Origin of the sequence: Anaerotruncus sp. 1XD42-93, assembly GCF_009917605.1 — a bacterium.
In the GTDB taxonomy this organism is placed as follows: Bacteria; Bacillota; Clostridia; order Oscillospirales; family Ruminococcaceae; genus Anaerotruncus.
In genome coordinates, this window is sequence record NZ_QZEG01000043.1 from 1 (window position 1) to 18,829 (window position 18,829).

Annotated in this window: 16 protein-coding genes; 7 read left to right on the forward strand and 9 right to left on the reverse strand. The window is 55.0% G+C overall.

Going from position 1 to position 18,829, the window contains the following annotated elements:
• Positions 1-121 precede the first annotated feature (121 nt).
• From D5269_RS13135 to D5269_RS13155, 5 genes are all read left to right on the forward strand, one after another.
• Positions 122-1,114: a LacI family DNA-binding transcriptional regulator gene (locus tag D5269_RS13135; protein ID WP_120485980.1), complete on the forward strand. Its 993-nt coding sequence runs from the start codon at positions 122-124 to the stop codon at positions 1,112-1,114.
• A 50-nt stretch (positions 1,115-1,164) separates the two neighbouring features.
• Positions 1,165-2,574 carry a glucuronate isomerase gene (uxaC, locus tag D5269_RS13140; RefSeq protein ID WP_120485981.1) on the forward strand — a complete coding sequence of 470 codons (1,410 nt, stop codon included), beginning with the start codon at positions 1,165-1,167 and terminating at the stop codon, positions 2,572-2,574.
• Between the two features lie 288 nt (positions 2,575-2,862).
• A complete protein-coding gene (locus D5269_RS13145) occupies positions 2,863-4,245 on the forward strand; it encodes a carboxyl transferase domain-containing protein (protein WP_120485983.1) in 1,383 nt (460 codons plus the stop codon).
• Between the two features lie 78 nt (positions 4,246-4,323).
• Positions 4,324-4,713, forward strand: coding sequence for a biotin/lipoyl-containing protein (locus tag D5269_RS13150; RefSeq protein WP_120485984.1), 390 nt, complete (start codon positions 4,324-4,326; stop codon positions 4,711-4,713).
• Positions 4,714-4,727: 14 nt separating this feature from the next.
• The gene (locus tag D5269_RS13155) at positions 4,728-6,128 is read left to right on the forward strand and encodes an oxaloacetate decarboxylase subunit alpha (protein ID WP_016317524.1); all 1,401 of its coding nucleotides are present in this window, start codon (positions 4,728-4,730) and stop codon (positions 6,126-6,128) included.
• Positions 6,129-6,318: 190 nt separating this feature from the next.
• On the opposite strand, the gene D5269_RS13160 is transcribed toward D5269_RS13155, so the two are convergent.
• The 3 genes from D5269_RS13160 to glsA all read right to left on the reverse strand — a co-directional run bounded on the left by D5269_RS13160 (position 6,319) and on the right by glsA (position 10,064).
• Positions 6,319-7,389, reverse strand: a complete 1,071-nt coding sequence (locus D5269_RS13160) for an alanine/ornithine racemase family PLP-dependent enzyme (RefSeq protein WP_016317523.1) — start codon at positions 7,387-7,389, stop codon at positions 6,319-6,321.
• Between the two features lie 45 nt (positions 7,390-7,434).
• Entirely contained in the window at positions 7,435-8,847 is a 1,413-nt protein-coding gene (locus D5269_RS13165) for an alanine/glycine:cation symporter family protein (RefSeq protein WP_016317522.1), read from the reverse strand.
• Positions 8,848-9,128: 281 nt separating this feature from the next.
• On the reverse strand, positions 9,129-10,064 hold the full coding sequence (gene glsA, locus D5269_RS13170; RefSeq protein ID WP_199735739.1) for a glutaminase A: 936 nt from the start codon (positions 10,062-10,064) through the stop codon (positions 9,129-9,131).
• 301 nt (positions 10,065-10,365) lie between these two features.
• Between glsA and D5269_RS13175 the strand changes: the two genes are divergently transcribed.
• On the forward strand, positions 10,366-11,298 hold the full coding sequence (locus D5269_RS13175; RefSeq protein WP_022788616.1) for a LysR family transcriptional regulator: 933 nt from the start codon (positions 10,366-10,368) through the stop codon (positions 11,296-11,298).
• A gap of 167 nt (positions 11,299-11,465) precedes the next feature.
• Here the strand turns inward: D5269_RS13175 and D5269_RS13180 are convergent, their stop codons facing one another.
• The 6 genes from D5269_RS13180 to D5269_RS13205 all read right to left on the reverse strand — a co-directional run bounded on the left by D5269_RS13180 (position 11,466) and on the right by D5269_RS13205 (position 17,619).
• Positions 11,466-12,293, reverse strand: a complete 828-nt coding sequence (locus tag D5269_RS13180; protein WP_120485985.1) for a metallophosphoesterase — start codon at positions 12,291-12,293, stop codon at positions 11,466-11,468.
• Positions 12,290-13,444, reverse strand: a complete 1,155-nt coding sequence (gene hemW / locus D5269_RS13185) for a radical SAM family heme chaperone HemW (protein ID WP_147407988.1) — start codon at positions 13,442-13,444, stop codon at positions 12,290-12,292. Before hemW ends, D5269_RS13180 begins: the two co-directional genes overlap by 4 nt.
• Before the next feature lie 230 nt (positions 13,445-13,674).
• Positions 13,675-15,489, reverse strand: coding sequence for a translation elongation factor 4 (gene lepA / locus D5269_RS13190; protein WP_120485987.1), 1,815 nt, complete (start codon positions 15,487-15,489; stop codon positions 13,675-13,677).
• A gap of 563 nt (positions 15,490-16,052) precedes the next feature.
• Entirely contained in the window at positions 16,053-16,583 is a 531-nt protein-coding gene (locus D5269_RS13195; RefSeq protein WP_016317515.1) for a Chromate resistance protein ChrB, read from the reverse strand.
• 118 nt (positions 16,584-16,701) lie between these two features.
• Positions 16,702-17,100 (reverse strand): GNAT family N-acetyltransferase, encoded by a 399-nt coding sequence (locus D5269_RS13200; protein ID WP_120485989.1) that lies wholly within the window; start codon positions 17,098-17,100, stop codon positions 16,702-16,704.
• A gap of 30 nt (positions 17,101-17,130) precedes the next feature.
• The gene (locus D5269_RS13205) at positions 17,131-17,619 is read right to left on the reverse strand and encodes a hypothetical protein (RefSeq protein ID WP_120485990.1); all 489 of its coding nucleotides are present in this window, start codon (positions 17,617-17,619) and stop codon (positions 17,131-17,133) included.
• A gap of 187 nt (positions 17,620-17,806) precedes the next feature.
• Here D5269_RS13205 and asnA point away from each other — a divergent pair, with 187 nt between their 5' ends.
• Positions 17,807-18,820 carry an aspartate--ammonia ligase gene (gene asnA, locus D5269_RS13210; RefSeq protein ID WP_120485991.1) on the forward strand — a complete coding sequence of 338 codons (1,014 nt, stop codon included), beginning with the start codon at positions 17,807-17,809 and terminating at the stop codon, positions 18,818-18,820.
• Positions 18,821-18,829: the final 9 nt, after the last annotated feature.

Sequence of the window (18,829 nt, forward strand, 5' to 3'; positions counted from 1 at the left end):
CATTTTTTCGCCTTGCAGGGCAGCAAAATCCCTCGCCCATCCGGCATCCTCTGATTATGAATACAGGTTCTAAAAAACAGTTCCTTGTTTTTAAGTGTGTATACAACAGGAGGCTTGCAAAATGACAATTTATGATATTTCCAAAAAGTCAGGCGTTTCGATCGCAACCGTTTCGCGGGTCATCAACGGAAAAAAGGGGGTCAGCGATGCGACCCGCCGCCGGGTACTGAGCGTGATGAATGAGAAAGGCTATACCCCGAATGCATTTGCCCGGGGTCTTGGCCTGCGTTCGATTAAGACCGTTGGCGTCATGTGCATGGATGTTGCGGACATCTATCTTGCCGCCGCGGTTTCGTCGATCGAGCGGGAGCTGCGCCGCCGGGGTTACGACTCCCTGCTCTGCTGTACCGGCAATGAACCGGAGGACAAAAAGAATGGCTTCCGGATGTTGATTTCCAAAAAGGTCGATGCGATTATCCTCGTAGGGTCGCATTTTATGACCAGTGATACGGTCTTTATCGGGCAGGCTGCCCAGCAGATCCCTGTGATTCTGATTAACGGCTATCTCAAGGCGCCCAATGTTTACTGTGTGCTCTGTGACGATTTTGGCGCTGTCTATGGTGCGGTCAGCGCGCTGCTCGAAAAAGGCCGGCGCAGGGTCCTCTATCTCTACGATTCATCCACTTATAGCGGCCAGAAAAAACTGGATGGCTACCGGTTCGCGCTCGGACAGGCGGGTATCCCGTTTGACTCGCAGCTGGTCTTCCGCTGCCCCCGGCAGATAGACCAGGCGCTTCCCGCGATCAACCAGCTTTATGAATCCAATCTGCTGTTTGACGCGGTGATGGCTTCAGAAGATGAGCTGGCGGTCGCAGCGATCAAATCTTCACTTGCACATGGGCGGATGGTTCCACGGGATGTGGATATCATAGGATATAACAATTCCCTGCTTTCCCGCTGTTGTGAGCCGGAGCTGACAACGGTTGACAGCCGGGTAGAGGCGCTTTGTATGACTGCGATTTCGACCCTGTTCGGGGTGATCGAAGGGAAGGACTTCCCAGATCAGACCCTGCTTTCAGGCCAGCTCATCAGGCGCAGAACCACCCGTTTTTGAAAACTGATTCTGTATCAAAAGGTTTGCTTTGAAAGAGAGGTTTTGCCACAATGAAAAAGCCGTTTATGGACGCTGATTTCCTGCTGACCAATGAGGCAGCTAAGGATTTGTTCCACAACCATGCAGAAAAGATGCCGGTGGTCGACTACCACTGCCACATCAACCCCGCTGAAATTGCCGAGGACAAGCGGTATGAAAACATTGCTCAGCCGTGGCTGGCCGGGGACCACTACAAATGGCGGCAGATGCGCACCAATGGGGTACCGGAAGAGAGCATCACCGGCAGCGCGGGTGACCGCGAAAAATTTCAGGCATGGGCCGAAACACTTGACCGGGCGATCGGAAACCCCCTCTACCACTGGTCCCACCTCGAATTGCAGCGGTATTTCGGCTATAATGGCCGCCTCGGGAAGGAAACCGCCGAGGAGGTCTGGGAACTCTGCAACCGCAAACTGGCTGAACCGGGGATGGGTGTGCGCGGAATTATTGAACAGTCAAACGTCCGGCTGATCTGCACCACAGATGATCCGATCGACGATCTGCGTTATCATAAACAGCTTCGGGAGGACCCCTCCTGCAAGGTCAAGGTTCTCCCCGCCTGGAGGCCGGACCGGGCGATGAATATTGAACAGGCCCCCTACGCGGACTATCTCCGGCAGCTTTCCGAGGTTTCGGGGATAGAGGTCAGTGACTTTGATTCACTCTGTGCGGCGCTCTCCAACCGGCTCGATTATTTCGCCCAAAATGGCTGCTGCGCGTCTGACCACGCGCCCGACTGTGCGTTTTACTGCCCTGCCCCCAGGGAGAAACTGGACCGGATCATTGCGGATGCGTTGTCTGGAAAACCGGTGTCCGATGAGGATGTGCGGAACTATAAGACCGAGTTTCTCCTCTTTCTGGGCCGCCAGTACGCCAAACGGGGCTGGGTGATGCAGCTTCATTTCGGGGCGGTCCGCAATACCAATTCCAGAAGGTTTGCGCAGCTCGGCGCGGATACAGGGTTTGACTGTATGGGCAATCCTCTCGATGCATCGGCGCTTGCCCGTTTTCTGGATGCGCTTGACAAAACCGGCGAACTCCCAAAGATGGTTCTTTATTCGCTCAATAACAGCGACAACGAGATGATTGACACTGTAATCGGCTGTTTCCAGGGGGAAGGCATTGCGGGCAAACTCCAGCATGGTGCAGCGTGGTGGTTCAACGACACCAAAACCGGCATGGAACAGCAGCTGACCAGCCTTGCAAACCTTTCTCTGCTCGGGAATTTCATCGGGATGCTGACCGATTCCCGCAGCTATTTGAGCTATACCCGCCACGAGTATTTCCGCCGCATCCTCTGCAACCTGATCGGCAGATGGGTTGAGGAGGGGGAATTCCCGGACGACCGCGCGCTGCTTGGCCGGATGGTGGAGGACATCTGCTACAACAATGTAAAACGCTTTTTTGGCTTCGAGGTTTGATTTCACAGTTTTTTAAGAACCCGCTGGTCTCTGCCGGCGGGTTTCTCATAGAAAGCCATGGGACAGTTTTGCCGCAGAGGCCCGGCCTGGATATTTTTGTAAGAAATTGGTGCGAAACCGTTAAAAAAGTATCAGTAAAAGGTTCCAACCATCTTGTTATTTTCGGGAAAAGCGTGTATACTTTATTATGGTTACATCTTGACCTGCGGTCCGCGCTTTCTGTGGCGGCAGGATTTGGGATGGGAAACGTCTTTTGGTATTTTTATATTCAGATAGGAGGAAACAATCATGAGTGACAAGGTTATGTCACTGGCCGACGCTCGGGAAGACGCTCTGAAGGCGACTGCTGCGCGCGAACGGCTGGTCGCGCTCTTTGACCCCGACAGCTTCGTCGAGGTTGGAACCCTCGTCCAGACCGGCTGCGGCGGCGCAGGGGTCATCACTGGCTATGGCCTTATCGAAGGCAGCCCTGTTTATGCGTTCTCTCAGGACAGCACCCGGAAATCTGGCGCGGTGGGCGCTGCTCACGGCTCCAAAATCAGAAAGATCTATGACTTGGCCTACAAAACCGGGGCGCCGGTGGTCGGCATCTATGATTCGAACGGTGCGGCCCTCTCCGAAGGGCTTGACGCGATGGCCGCTTATGGCGAGATGCTCTGCTGGGGCAACAACCTTTCGGGTGTTGTACCGCAGGTTTCGCTGGTTCTGGGCGTGTGCGCGGGCGCAGCGGCAATGGTCGCGGCTTCGGCTGATTTTGTCGTGATGAGCGGCAAAGGCGAGTTCTTCCTCAATGCGGGTGATACCCAGTCCAGCTCCGCCGAAGCGTGCGCAAAGGCCGGTGTGGTACATCTCGTGGAGGAGGACGAATCGTCGGCGATCAAAGCGGCGCGCAAGCTTGTTTCGCTCCTGCCCTCCAACAACCTCTCCGCTGCCCCGATCTGTGGGTTTACCGCTCCCGAAGGCGCAGTGAAAAAGAATGCTGACAACCTGCTGGATACGGCAGCCGGCATCGTGGATGCAGACAGCCTGTTTGAGCTCCAGCCCGCATTCTGCGCCCAGACAGCTAAAGTTGCGCTGGCAACCGTTGCAGGCTCGACGGTGGGTGTCGTCGCGGCGTCCAACAGCGGTTACCTCTGTTCCAATGCCTGCTCTAAGATTGCGCGGTTTGTTTCGATCTGTGACGCATTCCAGATTCCGGTGCTGACCCTCGTCAACTGCGAGAAGTTCGCGGTTGCGGTTGAGGGCCACGGATTCCGCGGCGGCGTGCGCGAGGTTGCGAAGCTGGCGCATGTTTACGCCGAGGCGACCACCCCGAAGATTGCGGTCATCACCGGTAAGGCTTACGGTTCCGCTTATATCGCGCTTGCGGGCCGCGGTGCGAATGCCGACTACACCATTGCATGGCCGGATGCAGTTATCAGTGCACTCAGCCCGGAAACTGCGGTTGCATTCCTCGCCGGGGACAAGATCACGGCGGAAAAATCCCGCGAACAGGTGCAGGCGGAGTACATCGCGAACGAGGCGACCTCTCTTGCCGCTGCTGAGAAAGGCCATATTGACGAGGTGGTTGATCCGGATGCAACCCGCGCCGCAGTGATCTCTGCCCTCGATATGCTGGCCGGCAAGCGGGTTTCGACCCTGCCCAAGAAGCATGGGAACATTCCGCTTTAATAGAGTTTGCCGCAATTCCAGACTGGTCCGACCCTGTTCTTTTATAGATACCCGATGATTTTGAAGGAGGATTTTACCATGAGAAGATTTAATATCACTGTGAACGGCAAAGCATACGACGTTCAAGTGGAAGAACTGGCCGCTGGCGCACCGGCTCCAGCTCCAGCTCCGGCACCTGTTGCCGCTGCCCCGGCTCCTGCACCGGCAGCAGCGCCCGCCCCGGCTCCGGCTCCGGCTCCCGCCGCCGCTGCGAATGCCACCAAGGTCAATTCCCCGATGCCCGGCAACATCCTTGAAGTCAAGGTCAAAGAGGGCGATCAGGTCAATGCAAACGACATGCTGCTCGTGCTCGAGGCGATGAAGATGGAAAACGAGATCTTTGCGCCGGTTTCGGGTACTGTGGTTGGCGTCCATGTGAAAAAGGGTGACGCGGTCAACTCGAACGACCTGCTGATCTCGATCGCATAAGGGAGGCTATATAGATGGCACAAAAGGTGAAAATCTGCGAAACCATCCTGCGTGACGCGCATCAGTCGCTGATCGCCACCCGCATGAGCATGGACGAGATGCTCCCGATCCTTCCTGCGATGGATGAGGTCGGCTTCTATTCCTGCGAGTGCTGGGGCGGTGCAACATTTGATTCCTGCATCCGCTTTTTGAGCGAGGACCCGTGGGAGCGTCTGCGTCTGATCCGCAAAAATATGCCGAACACCAAGCTCCAGATGCTTTTCCGTGGGCAGAATATGCTCGGCTACCGCCACTATGCGGACGATGCAGTGGAGTACTTCGTCAAAAAATCGGTTGACAACGGCATCGACATCATCCGTATTTTCGACGCGCTCAACGATATCCGCAACCTTGAAACCGCGATCAAGGCGACCAAAAAGACCGGGGCGCATATGCAGGCTGCGATTTCGTATACCCTTAGCCCGGTGCACAGCATCGAGTATTTCGTCAATTATGCCAAGCAGCTCGAGGATGCGGGCGCGGATTCGATCTGCATTAAGGATATGGCCGCGCTTATCACCCCGGCGGCAGCATTTGAGCTGACCACTGAGCTGAAAAAAGCGGTCAAGGTTCCGATCGACCTGCACACCCATTACACCTCCGGACTGGCTTCGATGGCGCTGCTCAAGAGCATTGAGGCGGGTGTTGACATTATTGATACCGCGATGTCCCCGCTGGCAATGGGTACTTCCCATGCAGCAACCGAGTCGATGGTTGCGGCGCTCCAGGGCACCCCGTATGATACCGGGCTTGACCTGAAGAAACTGGATGTTGTGCGTGCGCATTTCGCCAAACTCCGCCAGAAATATCTGGACAGCGGCCTGCTCAGCCCGAAGGTCATGGGTGTCGATGCGAATACCCTTACCTATCAGGTTCCTGGCGGTATGCTCTCCAACCTCGTTTCCCAGCTGAAACAGGCGGGCAAAGAGGATAAGTTTGAGGATGTGCTCAAGGAAGTCCCGAACGTCCGTAAGGATTCCGGTTATCCGCCGCTCGTCACTCCGACCTCTCAGATCGTCGGTACACAGGCTGTGTTCAACGTGATCCTCGGAGAGCGGTATAAGATGGTCACCAAAGAGTTCAAGGCAATGGTTAAGGGTGAGTATGGGCGTACGCCTGCGCCGATTGACCCTGCGTTCCGCAAGAAAATCCTGGGCGATGAAGCGCCGATCGAGTGCCGCCCTGCCGACCTGATCCCGCCCGAGCTGGATAAGCTGCGCGCAGAGTTCCCGCGTGAATTCTACGAGCAGGAAGAGGATGTCCTGACGATGGCAATGTTCCCGCAGGTTGCCCCGAAATTCTTCGAGGCCCGCAGGGATAAAAAGTACGGCGTGGACAGCCATGGCGATAAGGAAAATAAAGTGCATCCGGTCTGATCCCGTATCAACCGGTTCGTCAACCGGAGAAGGTGCGTCCAGATGGGCGCATCTTCTTTCGTTTGTTTGCAAAAAACAGACACCGCAGACAGCGGTGCCCGTTTTGATCTCTTGCAGTTTTTTATCTGAAACAGGTCTGCCGTATGGGAAGTCCAGATGGTATCTTCCCGCGGCGGAACACCTGTGTGGGCTATCCGTTCAGATAGACCTTCTCCACATACTGCGAGGTAAACGCCCGCATGGTGGAGAAGTAGCCCAGTTGCAGGCGGACGATGTCCCCGACCTTGTATTCCTGCTGGCTGTCGGTCACATCCAGCATCAGATGGTCGGAGCTGGCGCCCAGCGGGATGATCCCCGGGTCCACCGGTGTGGTGGTTTCCAGATCGAAGTCCTGCTTGCCCAATGCACACACCGCTTTCCGGCGGCAGCTGCCCCGGTCCACAAAGGTGGGCTTTTTGCCGTAGGAGTCGGTACCCACCACGCCCCACGGCAGCGAAGGCTTATCCTTTAGCTCGACGATCTCACATTCCAGCGTAAACACATCCCGGTGGGTGCCGGGCAGATACTGGTATTTGGCCCGCTCCTTGCCGAATAAAAGGGACTCCCCCAGCCGCAGATGATTGACCCCCTGCGGGATGCCATTCCGCAGCATCAGGTCGATGGTGGCAGAGTTGCCCCCGCTGACAATCGACAATGGGTGGCCAGCGGCCTCCCCCGCGCGGCGGGCAAGGTCTGCCAGCAGACCCAGCTTTTCGCTGTCCGACTGGATAAACGAGAAACAGGTCAGGTTGACACCTACGCCGTACAGCTCTGCACCCGGGAGCTTTTCGACTCTGGCGGCTACATCCAGCAGCTCGTCATAGTCCACATAGCCCTCCCGGATGTCGCCCAGGTCCGCCATCAGAATTACTTTGTGTCTGCGTCCCTGGTGGTGTGCGGCATCCGCCACCGCCCGGATGACCTCCCACTCCGAGTGGAGGGCAGCGTCAGCATACCGGGCGGTGTCCTCCGCTTCGCTGCGCATCGGAGGGCGGATGAGCCATTTTTCCGCGGGAAGATTGTTCAGACGTTTCAGATTGGATACCCGGGAATCTCCCAGCATGGTCAGCCCGCCGTCCAAATAGGCTTTCGCGATCTTGGGATCGCCGCAATACACCTTGGTTACGCCGGTAATCTGGATGCCATGCTGATCGCAAAGCCCTTTGACCGTTTTTACATTCTCTCTCAAATGCTCCAAATCAATAGATACACGAGGATACATAACTGTCCCTTCTCCTTTGCCAAGAGATTCCCGGTTGCATGACACTTAGTTCCAGTAATCGGTCTTGCCCTGCAGGCCGACAGTGGATGCCTTGAAGGTCGGGTTTTTGCCCTCTTTTTTCTGGTTTGCATAGTCGACCAGCGCTTTGATTGCAGGGGTACCCAGCAGGCAGATGACCGGGATGTTGATGATTGCCATGATGCCCATGAGAACATCCGCCAGATCCCAGACAAGGCCCATGCTCAGGCCCGCGCCCACAAAGATCACCAGGGATGCGACAATTCGGAAGCAGAGCATAAACTGTTTGGATGGGACCTTGTTCATGATGTAGATGAGCAGGTTGTCAACATAGTAGAAGTTGCCCAGCAGGGTAGTGAAAGCGAACAGGACCATCGAGATGGTGATGAAGATGGGTCCAAAGCCGCCCAGCGCGTTCTGAAGCGCAGCCTGCACATAGGGGGCACCCGCCAGCTCCGCGGTCGGCTCTACGCCGGAGCACAGGCACATCAGAGCGGTGCAGGTGCAGAGCAGCAGGGTGTCAATAAAGACCGACAGCATCTGGACCAGGCCCTGTTTGACCGGGTGGCTGACCTCAGCGGCAGCAGCGGCGTTCGGAGCCGAACCCACGCCCGCTTCGTTCGAGAACAGGCCGCGCTTGATGCCGTACATCACGCAGGAGCCGGAGAAACCGCCGAAGATCGCGCTGAAGTTAAACGCCTCGGCAAAGATTTTGACCAGCACGCTGGGGAGCAGGTTGATGTGGAGCAGGGTAACGATCAGCGCCACCGCAATATAGAGGATACCCATGAACGGGACAACCGCAGAGGTGACATGAACGATACGTTTGCCGCCGCCCATCAGGCAGTAGCCAACCAGAACAGCCAGGATGCCGCCGATGACCCAAGGGGTAACGGTGGGATTGTAGAAGCTGTAGCCGCTGAAAGTAGACTGGAGGTTGTAGGACGCCAACATGTTGAAGCCGCCGGCATAGGTGAGGGTCATACTGACTGCGAAAAGCAGGGCCAGTGGACGGTTATGCAGGGCCGCTTCGATATAGTAAGCCGGGCCGCCGTAGCTGCTGCCATCCGGATGGCGTTTTTTGTAGATCTGGGCCAGTGTGCTCTCGATGAATGCGGACGCTCCGCCGAGGATGGCGATGACCCACATCCAGAACACCGCACCATAGCCGCCAAGGCAGACCGCGGTTGCGATACCGACGATGTTGCCGGTACCTACGCGGGAGGCGGTGGAAACCATCAGCGCCTGGAAGGAGGAAACGCCGCCTTCCTTATCTGGTTTTTCCATAACGACCTTGATGGATTCCTTGAACATACGGAACTGGACAAATTTCGTGCGGAAGGTGAACCAGATTCCGCCGCCCAGCAGGATGATAATCAGGATATAGCTGTACATAAGGTTGCTGATCTGACCGATCAAGCCGGCAAATGCATCATACATAATCAATTCTCCTTTATTCTTTTGTAGGAGAGATGAGAGACCCTCCTCAGGATCTGCGCCTCCTATATCTGGAAATTGCGATTCTACAGCACGCCGCACAGTTTGTTTACATAGTCATCCAGCACAGAAAGCTTACCAGCGGGTTGTTACCCGCCCTTTCAAAGCAAGCCCTTGTTTTTATAAATCCGAATCAGATTTTCATTAGAATTCGCGTGCTGTTATTACAGCACGCAACCCCAAAGCCCTTTGGGGTTGCGGAAAAATGCGGTTTGGGTGTGATATTACCCAGCAACGGTCTCGGGTTCAGAAAACATATGCAGTCCCATCCGCTCGGAGAGGAACTCGAGCATACGCACGCCTCCGATACTGTTGCCCTTTGCGTCGAGCATGGGATGGAACACACCGATGCCCATACGTTTTTCTACTGCTGAGAGGATACCACCGCCGACGCCGCTCTTGGACGGGATTCCTACCTTGACTGCAAACGCCCCTGAACTGTCGTAGAGCCCGCAGGTGACCATAAACGTTTTGGCGATCCGCACCTGCCAGCCCTCTGCAATCCGTTCGCCGGTTACCGGGTTGACGCCGTTGTTGGCGAGCACCATTCCCATCCGGGCGAGATCCGGCGCGGTGACTGCAACCGAGCACATGCGGAAATACTGGTCGAGATAGTACTCCACATCGACGTCGCTTGGCAGAATCCCTTCGCTCTGCATAAAATAAGCCATCGCGCGGTTGCGCTTGCCTTCCTTCTTTTCCGAAAGATAGACCGCTTCGTTCAGTCCGATCTGGTCGTTGCCGCAAAACTTTCGGGTTAGTTGGAGCATAGCCTCAAACGGGTGTTCACACTGGATGCAGCTTGCTACTACAATTGCTCCCGCGTTGATCATTGGATTGGAGGGTTTGGCGGTGTTGGTCTCCAGCCGGATGATCGAGTTGAAGGCGTCTCCGGTCGGCTCCATCCCCACACGCTTGAACACTGCGTCGTAACCAGAGGTTTGAAGTGCAAGGATCAGCGAAACCACCTTGGAGATACTCTGCATCGTAAACGGGACATCCGTATCGCCTGAAATCAGCGTTCTGCCGTTCGGCAGGGCGATTGCCGCGCCATAACGCGTGGGATCAGCCTTGGCAAGTTCAGGGATGTAGGAGGCAACCGCGCCGGTCTTTGGAAAAGATTTTGCGTAGGTAACCGAGTCGTCCAAGAGCTTCTGCATCAGGCTGATGTCCTCCACAGTTTGTACCATAGACGCTCACTCCTTTCTTTGTCGTATTTCATGAATTTACCTGGATTTTTTGACTTGACTTTTGTGCGTTTGTGCTGTATCTTGTCTGTATTATACCATAATTTTGTGCAATGCGCTAATAATTATTGTAAATATCCTTATTTCAAATTCCGATAATAGAAGTTTTAAACAAATTATGCAGAGCTTATTTGATGTACTATATAAAAAAATTGTAGAAACAAACGAAATCCTAATCAAAAGCTTGGGTAAAATGATGATGGGGGGAACGATCATGAACCTGAAACAGCTTGAGTATTTTTCCGTAGTCGCGCAGTACGGGTCCATCAATAAAGCTGCGCAGGCGCTTTACGTCTCGCAGCCGCATCTGAGCCACATCCTTCAGGACCTTGAGGAGGATATTGGTACCGCACTGCTGACCCGCACCAAGAAAGGGGTGCAGCTAACCGAAGAAGGCAGACATTTTTTACAGCATTCTCAAAAAATTCTGGGCGAAATGAACCAGTTACAGGGATTGTTCCACAAGCAGGAACGGTCGGGAAATACCTTCCGGGTATCGATGACCAAATTTTCCCATACAATGGAATCTTTTATCGACATTCTAAACCAGTGGTCGCAGGAACCGGAACTGTCTTTCCGGCTCAACGAAGGCTCTTCGATGGACGTGATTGCTGATGTGGAAAGTGGATATTCCGATCTGGGGGTGCTCCACTTCGAGTATACACCCGATTCCCCATTCCCACGGATTTTTGAGGAAAAAAAGCTGGAATACCGGCATCTTTCAGAGATCCGCCCGCATATCGTTTTAAGCCAGAACCATCCGCTGCTCCGTGTGGGACATGCCCCCACCCTCGGGGAGTTCCGGCCATATGGATTTGTCCGGTATATCGGGGAATATGAGGATTTTACCTACAACCTTTCGATCAACGGTGTACACTATGATCTGGACGATTCGCCCAAGATTGCCAGCGTCTATGGGCGGGCGTCGCTGCTCCATCTGATCTCGGCTACCGACTTTTATACAATCGGGATTCAGGAGTTCGGCCGGCAGGCTGGCTGCTATGGATGCACCTCGATTCCGATCCCGGATTGTGACAATAAGCTGGAGTTTGGATATATTGTCCGCCTTGGCACGCCGCCATGCCGGGCTGCTGCGGAATTCATCAAAAACCTCTCCGGCCGCCTCAACGGCCAGCTTCCCCGATAGGGGCAGAACCTGTTTTATGATCTTTGCACAAGTTTTTTTCAGGTAAGAGAACCCTTGTCGCCGCGGACCACAAACTGGCGTGGCTGGGAGGCGCCTGCACGCGGAGGTACCTCCTAATCAAACAGTCTTTTTGCAAGAGATGAGAAACAGTCCCCTCTTCCGTATAGCTACTCCCTGCATACAGTGATGATCACGACTTCCGGCCGGTTGCACACTCGCGGCAGGAGCATATAATGTGAAACACCGCGGCTTACCACATGGGTAAAGGTAGGATGTCGATACATCCCACCCGCATACGGTGGAAGCAGCCCCTGATTTGGGGCGTAAAGGCCATTGAGCAGGCCGGGAATGCGTACCTGCCCGCCATGCGCATGCCCTGACAGCACCAGATCAAACGGCATTGCGCGGTATGCAAAGACCTTTTCGGGACGGTGGGAGAGCAGTATCCGCAATCGGTCCGACTGCTCAAGGCTGGAAAAAACCGTCTGTGCATCGTGCAGCCATCCTCCCGCGAACTGGTAGGAGGGATGTTCGGGGTCATTCAGCCCGCCGATGCAGATGGGGATCCCGGCAACTGTCACCTCCTCCCAGCTGTTGCACAGGCAGTGCACCCCGTACCGCCCCAGCAGGCGGGGGATCGTCGCGAGCTGTTGGGAGCGGCACTCATGGTTTCCGAGCGAAAAATAAAGCGGTGCAATCCCCTGCACCCGCTGAAGGAGGTCTGCGGCGCCGTATTGGGGCCGGATGTCGTCCACAATATCCCCTGGCATCGCGATCAGGTCGGGGTGCTCCTGCTGCAGCAGGGCAGCAAGTGCTTCCCGCCGTTTTTGGGACAGCTCGCTGTGCAGGTCGGAGACGACCGCGAGCCGCAGGGCTTTCCCTTTGGGAATGCGCGAGGTTTTTATCGTATATTGCCGCACAGTAATCCCGCTGTGACAGGCAGCATAAGCGGCGGTACAGCCCACCAGCGCGGGCAGAAGCAGTTTTCGTTTCATAACAGCAGTTCTCCGATCACGAAATTTGATAACAGAAATCCGGATGGCGTCAGACGCAGACCATCCTCATCACAGAACAGCAACCCGCCCTTTTGCAGGGGGCGGGCTTTTTCATGCAGGGGCGTTGGATCAAAACCGGGAAACCGGCTGGCGAGTGCATCCCAGGTTACCCCCTCCGTGAGCCGCAAGCGCAGCATCAGATATTCCTCTGTATCCCCGCCAGGACCGTCATCCCGCAGAAGCGCGAATTTGTCCGGCGCCTCCAGGAATCCCCGCAGATCCCGCGGAAAATACCGTCTGCGCCCTCCAATAAACGAATGTGCAGACGGGCCGATCCCGAGATATTCCCGGCAATCCCAGTATTTGCAGTTGTGGCGGGCGATCCGCCCGTCCCGCGCGAAGTTGCTGATTTCATACTGCTGATAGCCGCGCTGCTCAAGTGTTTCCACCGCGTGCAGATAAGCATCCGCCTGCCCATCCTCGTCCGGACAGCGGGAGGCGGCTCCCTCCCGGCCGAATGGGGTATCCGGTTCGATCTTGAGCAGATAAGCCGAGACGTGTTCCGCACCAACCTCTGCACAAAGATTGGCCGCGCGGTCGATGTCGGGCAATGTTTGTCCGGGGGTAGCAAGCATCAGATCGAGTGAAAGATGGGAAAATCCTACCCGGTATGCCGCATCCACCGCATCCCGCACGCTGGCGATGGTGTGCATCCGTCCAAGCCGGGCAAGTTGTTGGTCGTCAGCGCTCTGCATCCCCAGCGAAAGACGGTTGGCACCCGCATCCCAAAGGCGGGCAAGGGTGTCTGGCAGGGCGGAACACGGGTTGCACTCGATGGTGACCTCGGCATCCGGCCGGATGCCGAACCGGCTGCGTACCCCATTGAGCAGGCGGACAAGCCGTTCTCCTCCCAGAACCGACGGGGTTCCCCCGCCAAAATAGACGGTATCGAGCGGTGCAAGGTCGAACGGGACCTGCGCCAAGGCATCCAGAACCGCCCTGGTATAGGCATCCATCAAGGATGGGTCGGCGCCCACCGAGTAAAAATCACAATAGGGGCACTTGCGCAGGCAAAATGGAATATGAAGATAGAGCGCATCGCACAGCATACGCAGCTCCCCTTCCTTTGTGGTATAAGAACCCGTATTCACAACCGTTCGACACCGTCTGAGCGGGTCTTTTGCCGGCCTGCCGCGTTGAAAAATCTTGTGATTATGAATACAGGTTCTAAAAAGAGGAATCGGAGGGACTTCCGATTCCTCCCGGTCTGCCGGTTAGAATGACAGGGTGCTTTTTCTTTTGTAAAAAGCACCCTGCAACAGGGGTTGGGCAGCGCTTCGGCTGGGACAAAGGCTGTCGAATGAAAACAGGTTTTAAACCATCAATCGTTCTGGTCCAGCTTGAGCACTGCGGTAAATGCTTCGGGCGGCACCGAAACCGACCCGAGCTGGCGCATCTTTTTCTTGCCTTCCTTCTGCTTTTCAAGCAGCTTCTTTTTCCGGGTGATATCGCCGCCATAGCATTTCGCAAGCACGTCTTTGCGCAGCGCCTTAACCGTTTCACGGGCGATCACCTTGCCGCCGATCGCCGCCTGAATCGGGATTTCAAACATCTGGCGCGGGATGTGCTCCTTGAGATTTTCGGCCATCCTGCGGGCGCGCGGATAGGCTTTTTCGGCATGGGCGATGAACGAAAGCGCGTCAACGATCTCGCCATTTAATAGGATGTCGAGCTTGACCAGTTTGGAGGGCTGGTAGCCGCACAATTCGTAATCAAAGGAGGCATACCCCTTGGTACGGGACTTGAGCGCATCGAAAAAGTCGTAAACAATCTCGTTGAGCGGCAGCTCATAATGCAGCTCAACCCGGTCGGTATCAAGATATTTGGTATCCAGATAAACCCCGCGCCGGTCCTGGCAGAGGTCCATGATATTGCCGATGTAGGCGGTTGGCGTGAAGATATTCGCTCTCACGAACGGTTCCTCCGCCGAGGCAATCAGCGCCGGGTCTGGGTAGCTGGTCGGGTTGTCAATCCAGCGCTCCTCCCCGTTGGTCAGCCTGAGCTTGTACACAACGCTCGGCAGGGTGGTGATAATATCGAGATTGAACTCCCGCTCGAGCCGCTCCTGTATGATCTCCATATGCAGAAGCCCGAGGAACCCGCACCGGAAACCAAACCCCAGCGCAACCGAGGTTTCGGGTTCAAACGAAAGGGAGGCATCGTTGAGCTGCAACTTTTCAAGCGCATCCCGCAGGTCGGGATATTTCGCACCATCGAGCGGGTAAATACCCGAAAAGACCATCGGCTGCACCTTGCGATAGCCGGGCAGCGGTTCCGCAGCGGGATTTTGTGCATCGGTGACCGTATCGCCGACCGCCGTATCCCGCACAGTTTTGATAGAAGCCGCGAGGTAGCCGACCTGCCCTGCAAAAAGCTCCTGCCGGGGGACAAGGGTGGTCGCGCCCATAACGCCGCATTCGACTACGGTAAATTCGGCCCCGGTGGCCATCATGCGGATCTGCATACCTGGACGTACGGTTCCTTCCTTGACCCGCACATAGACGATGACCCCTTTGTAACTGTCATAGTAGCTGTCGAAGATCAGCGCACGCAGCGGGGATTCCGCCTCCCCAGATGGAGCCGGGATATCGGATACAATCCGCTCGAGCACCGCATGGATATTCTCCCCGGTCTTGGCGGAGATACGCGGCGCATCAAGGCAGGGCAGCCCGATCACGTCTTCCACTTCATGGGCAACCCGTTCCGGTTCAGCCGCCGGCAGGTCGATCTTGTTGATGACCGGCATCACTTCCAGGTCATGCTCGATCGCAAGATAGGTGTTGGCGAGGGTCTGCGCCTCGATCCCCTGCGATGCATCGACGATCAGCACCGCACCTTCACAGGCGGCCAGTGACCGGGAAACCTCATAGTTAAAGTCAACGTGTCCGGGGGTGTCGATCAGGTTGAAATGGTAGTCCTCACCATTGTCCGCGTGATAGGTCAGAGAAACCGCCCGCGCTTTGATCGTGATGCCCCGTTCCCGTTCGATCTCCATATTATCGAGAATCTGTGCTTCCATATCCCGCTTGGCGACCGTCTCGGTCTGCTCAAGAATCCGGTCTGCCAGCGTGCTCTTCCCATGGTCGATGTGCGCAATGATGCAAAAATTGCGGATATTTTGTCTTTGATCTGCCATATATCTCCTGCCGTTTCCACCCATTCAGACGGGCTGTTTTTCATTTCTTATAGTATTGTCAAAACACTGAAAGACAAGCGCCTGTTTTTAGAACCTGTATTCATAATCAGAGGATGCCGGATGGGCGAGGGATTTTGCTGCCCTGCAAGGCGAAAAAACGCAGACAATACTTTGTGTATTGCAAGATTTTTCAACGCGGCAGGCCGGCAAAAGACCCGCTCAGACGGTGTCGAATGGTTGTGAATACGGGTTCTTAAACAGTTCAATTATAACATACGCTTTTGTAAGGATGCAAGAGCAGTCCGGTACAGCCCGGGGATGAAAAAGGATAAAAATGAATTGCGAAAGAGGCTTTTAAGGAAAAGTCCCTCTTTCGCAATCTTTCATCCAACGAATCATACTGGTGATGGACAGACTGTTCATTCCTAAAAGCCCTCTTTGCCGCTCTTGCAGCGGCTTTTTCCAAAAATGAGAGATTTTAGATGTTGGCTGTGTGCACGCGGCGGCAAGGACGCCAGCATTCGATCTTGCCCCCTTTTTAAGAAGGAGGGACAAATCTTCCGTTATTTTTCCATCAGCGATCGGAGCTGTTTGCCGAGGTCATCTGCGAAGCCCTTCACACAGTCGATCATCTCGTTCAGCCCGGCTTCGATCTCGTTGGTATCCGTTTCCTGGAAATAGTCCTTTGAACGGGTTTTGCAATACCGCTTCACCATCTGTTTCATTCGTTCGGCCTGTGGCTCGGTCAGCCGTTTCCCGGCCAGACGCAGTTCGTGCAGGGCGTTAGCGCAGTCATCAAGCAGCTCCTGATATTCATTTTCAACCTGCTTACGAAACCGGGCGGTCATCTGCGCCTCATCCACCGGGTCGATAAACCGCAGCTCGACGATCGACGCTTCCCCGCCCATCTGCCGGATTTTCTGGGCCAGCATCGAAAACTGCTGCATCGACTGGGAGAAGTTTGGCAGCACTGCGACCCCTTGTTTAAAATATTCCGCCCCGCATTCCTTGAGTTTGCGCCAGATATAGACCCGCGCCTTGGAGGGGCTGACCGGTACCGTATAGCCCAGAGCGAGCCAGCTTTTGCGATGCATATGCCCACCGCCTTTTCTCTGTTTTTTCTGATTAAATTGTAACGGCCGTTACGTGGATTGTCAAGAGATTTTCCGGCTGGCGGGCTTTTTCCCGCCGCTCAAAAGCAACGGGTTTGATTTAAGCAGGTGGGCTGTCACGGTGCTCTTTTTCGATGATGTAGGACGGGAGGCTTCGTTGGCACCCATTTTTTTCATAGAACAGCTCCACACCCGGTTGCGCGCCAAAATACAGCATGGTTGGGGTATCCCTTTTTGCGAGTTGGAGCAGTCTGCTGCCGATCCCCCGCTTTTGGTATTCCGGAAGGACAAGCAGTTCGGTGATGGTTCCAAAATAATATCCGTCAGAAAGAATCCGCAGGCAGTCCACAAGCGTCCCGTCATCGTAGGCGGTTATGTTTATGGTTTTTGAGAGCGCGAGCTGTGTTTTATCCATGTCATAGTTACCGGGCCATATCTTGTTGACAAATGGTATAAATAATGATGAGTTTAACTGTTTGTCATCTTCTCTGTATTCCATTCTTTCCCCTCCTATACAGATTCCGGCTTGTCAATCCTGTGCATGTAAGATTTCACGCAGAAATTCGCCAATGGTGCTGGGAAGGGACTCTTTGGTTGCTTTGCAGGACAGGAAGATGCGGAACCAGTCCGCCGCCACAAGCACCAGGCCCGACAAAAACGCGGCCCGCAGATAGAGCAGCAGTTTCCCAGCCATGAGGCTGATCGGACCGATACAAAGCGCGAAAAAGATGAACGCACATATCATCAGATATTTGAGAGGATCGGCAAGGCTTTGGAACTGGTAGCAAACAATTGATGTCCGGTCGTTTTCCCCTGCTTTCATGGTGCCATAGACAGTATAAATGATTCTCGAACGGCCATCAGCTTCAAAATATTCTGACTGCGCCAGACGAAACCAGCGGCCCCATAGAAAACCGCGGGGTGCATCGCTGTCCTTGCCCCCAGAGGTCGCCCCCTGTAGTGCTGTGCGGCACTGCCCCGGGGTATAATCGCTTGTCAGAGTAAAACGGTGAAACATAAAAGCTCGCCTCTTTCTGTCAAAAATGGTTTGGGCAGGATTAAGTATACCATGTCCCCGCAGGCAGTTCAATTCTTTCGGTCAAATAACGCCAAATAACAGGTGAATTTTGCTTGCAATTTACCACGTTAAATGGTAGAATACTATATTATCTTTTTTATATTTTTGGGAAAGAAGATGGTATACCATGTCTGTGAAAAATCTGATTCTGCCGCCCCATTATTTTTCCAAGCTCGACATCATGGAAACCGAGGTTGCAATTAAGCTGGCCAAGGATACCTTCGAGCGGGAACTGGCGGAGGCGCTTTCGCTTACCCGTGTTTCGGCGCCGCTTTTTGTGCGCCCCGAGACCGGCCTGAACGACGACCTCAACGGGGTGGAACGCCCTGTCCGGTTTGATATTCTGGAGCTCCAGGCTGATGTTGAGATCGTCCATTCGTTGGCAAAATGGAAGCGGATGGCACTCGGCAGGTATGGTTTCGCGCCCGGAACCGGCCTTTATACCGATATGAACGCGGTCCGCCGGGATGAGGACCTGGATAATATGCATTCGGTCTATGTGGATCAGTGGGATTGGGAAAAGGTGATTACCCGGGAGGGGCGGTCGTTCGAGACGCTGAAGTCCGCTGTTCGGTCGGTGATGTATGCGCTGCGCAAAACACAGGATGTGCTCTGCCACCGGTTTACCGCGCTCGAACGGTATCTGCCGGAAGGAATCCATTTTATTACCAGCCAGGAGCTAGAGGATCTTTATCCGGAAAAGACGCCAAAACAGCGGGAGGACGCGGTCGCCGAAAAATATGGGGCGGTGTTCATCTCGCAGATCGGTGGGGCGCTCCGATCGGGCAGGCCCCACGATGGACGCGCGCCCGACTATGATGACTGGTCGCTAAATGGGGATATCCTGATCTGGTATCCGGTGCTTGGCCATGCGTTTGAGATCAGCTCCATGGGCATCCGTGTGGACGCCGAAGCGCTGCGTCGGCAGCTTGCAATCGCCGGATGCGAGGAACGTGCTGCGCTGCCGTTTCACAGGAAACTGCTGGAAAACCAGCTTCCGCTCACGATGGGCGGCGGCATCGGGCAGAGCCGGATCTGCATGGCGCTGCTTCAAAAGGCGCATATCGGAGAAGTACAGGCGTCGGTCTGGTCGGATGAGATGCATGACGCCTGCGCAGCTTCGGGAATTCACCTGCTGTAACGAAATGGC